The organism is Candidatus Culexarchaeum yellowstonense (assembly GCF_024707025.1).
In the GTDB taxonomy this organism is placed as follows: Archaea; Thermoproteota; Methanomethylicia; order Culexarchaeales; family Culexarchaeaceae; genus Culexarchaeum.
Genome location: NZ_JANGFQ010000173.1, coordinates 1 through 2299, shown reverse-complemented (window position 1 = coordinate 2299; position 2299 = coordinate 1). Strand labels below are relative to the sequence as shown.

The following is a 2299-nucleotide window of genomic DNA, read 5'->3' as shown; positions in this document are numbered from 1 at the left end:
TTAACTTCGTCTTCCCATCAGCCAAAGTAACTTCCCTTACATCGGTTGGAAGGATGTGGCCGATCTTCTCAGCAACATCCCTCCTAATAACGGTGAAAGATGCCCCAGTATCAAAGAGTGCCTTCACGTTTAACTCACCCCTAGAACTCCTCACCCTCAAAACCCTGTAAATCCTCAAACCCCACACCAAAACAAATTAAATTCAACCCCACTATTCAATTTATCGAAACCAAAAATTCAATCCTCATATCGGTTTATAATGTAGCTAAACTTTAACCCCTTAAGACTGCATGTCTCAGATTTCTCAAAACCATTATTCACTTAAATATTATCGTGAGTATTATTGTAACCCACATCGTTATTTGAATCCCCAGCAACCAATAAAACCTATTATTCAAATCACTCTTCAAGCCTCTAATCTCTCCATACAGTTCCATCCTCAAACTTTCAATCCTACTTTCAAAACTTGCCTTCATATCCCCCAACTTCCTATCGAAATCCGCCCTCCAACCCTCCATTAAATTTCTCAAATCTCTAACTTCACTTTCAATGTGATTCAACCTCTTATCCATCTGCTCAAGTATACCCTCAATCTTTGCAACACGCTCCTCCAAACTACTACTCATACCATTCCCACAACCTAAAAAGTATACTCCCATATCCACTACACAATTTACATATATAAATTCACTTAACCTATGATAAATTGCACTCTTTCAAGTTCACAATCAACATATCTACAAGCCCCCACCAAAGTTCATAAACCCACCAAAGGATATTCATCTAAGAACATAATCAGCTCATCATCATTTATCCCTAACAGTTACATGAAGAGTCCAGTACAAATTATAGAGCATCATAAACCAAAACATTATGAGAATGAAAAGCAACTTAAACTTCACCATCTTCACCCTCCTAATTTCAATTATCTTATCGAAATCCCCCCTTATCATCCTATTGTTTTATTATGCTCTTTCAATTTTCTTAAGTAGGGTCGTTGTAGAAGGTTACAGCATGCATACTCATTATTATATCAGAACAATTTTCATCAACCCCTTAAATAACTTATAACTCTTTGTAAAGCATGTACTCTCAACTTCCACTATGTAATTGCAGGTCCTCCAACATACTGGTATCTGGACTGTCGTATGAGTCGATAGACTTATGAAGTCTCATGTTGCATGGTATATCAGTGGCAATGCCTTTTGAGAGGGATCATTCGGGCTTCAAGCTATAGGGATGAAGGTCATGCTATTCGATTTCATAAGTTTCGAAGAATTTGTTAAATGGTACAATGAACTTGGCAAGCTTAAAATATTCTGGGCAAAGCCCATTGAAAACATTAATTTGTTGAGTAAAGAAGATAACCTACATCTTGTTGGCGTAAAGTGGATTGTTAAAGGTGGGATTAGGGAAGCAATACTAGCCATTACAGAGAGGGTGGATGAAGCGCCTAAGGCCATAGATTCCCTTAAAAGCTACGGCTCCTCAACTAAGATCCTAATGGCTCCCGAAGAAACACCAATAAATCTAAACCTAATAAATGCCAGGTCAATTCTATACTTCTGGAACATAAATGCTAAAACTCTAGAACCCAACAAAGACGTAAAAATGAAAACACTCACGGAATGGAGCGAAAACGATATTGAAACATTCAGGAGGATACAAAAACAGAGCTGGGGCTTCTTCATCCCCCCAAGAAGAGGAGACCACATAGTTCTCACAGCCCTCCTCAACGATTCACCAGTAGGAATGGCTTACCTAAACATACACAATTTCAATATCGATTACGGTATACACGTCATTAAACCCCACTGGAGAAGGAGAGTAGGGACAGCCCTACTAACAAAAACACTAGAATTAGCGAAATCCATGGGCGCATCAAAAATTAGTGTTGTAAGGATCTTCAGGAACATAAAGGGGACCTACAGCGACATGAGAGCCACAAAATTCTACAAAGCAAACAACCCCTCCACAAAAATCTCCATATACAGATTGAATGATTAAATTATAGATCTCAATAATGATCAGCAACTCAATTTAAATAAAACCAAGAATGTATGAGGGAAGCAAGTATCTCCTGTAAATTAATTGACTAACAATGATAGGCTTCCACGAATTAAATGAATATAGTGTGAAGGCAGACTGCGGGAAAACATTAAAATCAAACAATTTCGAAATATTCCTCTGCACACTACCCTTCGCCAGAACCAAGAATTGCTGGAACACTACCAAAGTAAGGGAGAAGCTGAAATCCTTCATCGAAAAGGAATTATAAAATACATTCCAACCAAAACAT

General features: G+C 38.0%; 5 protein-coding genes. 2 read left to right on the top strand and 3 right to left on the bottom strand.

The annotated features are described in order from the left end of the window. The 3 genes from MRT15_RS12645 to MRT15_RS10435 form a co-directional block, all read right to left on the bottom strand. Positions 1–127: aspartyl protease family protein (locus tag MRT15_RS12645; RefSeq protein ID WP_369684974.1), on the bottom strand; the 127-nt coding region annotated here is incomplete at its 3' end. 190 nt (positions 128–317) lie between these two features. Further along, complete coding sequence (locus MRT15_RS10440) at positions 318–626, bottom strand: hypothetical protein (protein WP_304330061.1); 309 nt, start codon at positions 624–626, stop codon at positions 318–320. A gap of 180 nt (positions 627–806) precedes the next feature. Then, positions 807–953, bottom strand: a complete 147-nt coding sequence (locus MRT15_RS10435) for a hypothetical protein (RefSeq protein WP_304330059.1) — start codon at positions 951–953, stop codon at positions 807–809. A 295-nt stretch (positions 954–1248) separates the two neighbouring features. On the opposite strand from MRT15_RS10435, the gene MRT15_RS10430 reads away from it, so the two are divergent. Together MRT15_RS10430 and MRT15_RS10425 are read left to right on the top strand one after the other, a co-directional pair. Then, positions 1249–2007, top strand: coding sequence for a GNAT family N-acetyltransferase (locus MRT15_RS10430; RefSeq protein WP_304330058.1), 759 nt, complete (start codon positions 1249–1251; stop codon positions 2005–2007). 94 nt (positions 2008–2101) lie between these two features. Then, on the top strand, positions 2102–2278 hold the full coding sequence (locus tag MRT15_RS10425; RefSeq protein WP_304330057.1) for a hypothetical protein: 177 nt from the start codon (positions 2102–2104) through the stop codon (positions 2276–2278). The last annotated feature ends 21 nt before the right edge of the window (positions 2279–2299 follow it).

What these genes read in the sequence shown, in the direction of transcription:
- MRT15_RS10435 (WP_304330059.1), bottom strand. Translation starts at nt 953, where the DNA reads ATGATAAGGGGGGATTTCGATAAGATAATTGAAATTAGGAGGGTGAAG.
- MRT15_RS10430 (WP_304330058.1), top strand. Translation starts at nt 1,249, where the DNA reads ATGCTATTCGATTTCATAAGTTTCGAAGAATTTGTTAAATGGTACAAT.
- MRT15_RS10425 (WP_304330057.1), top strand. Translation starts at nt 2,102, where the DNA reads ATGATAGGCTTCCACGAATTAAATGAATATAGTGTGAAGGCAGACTGC.
- MRT15_RS10440 (WP_304330061.1), bottom strand. Translation starts at nt 626, where the DNA reads ATGAGTAGTAGTTTGGAGGAGCGTGTTGCAAAGATTGAGGGTATACTT.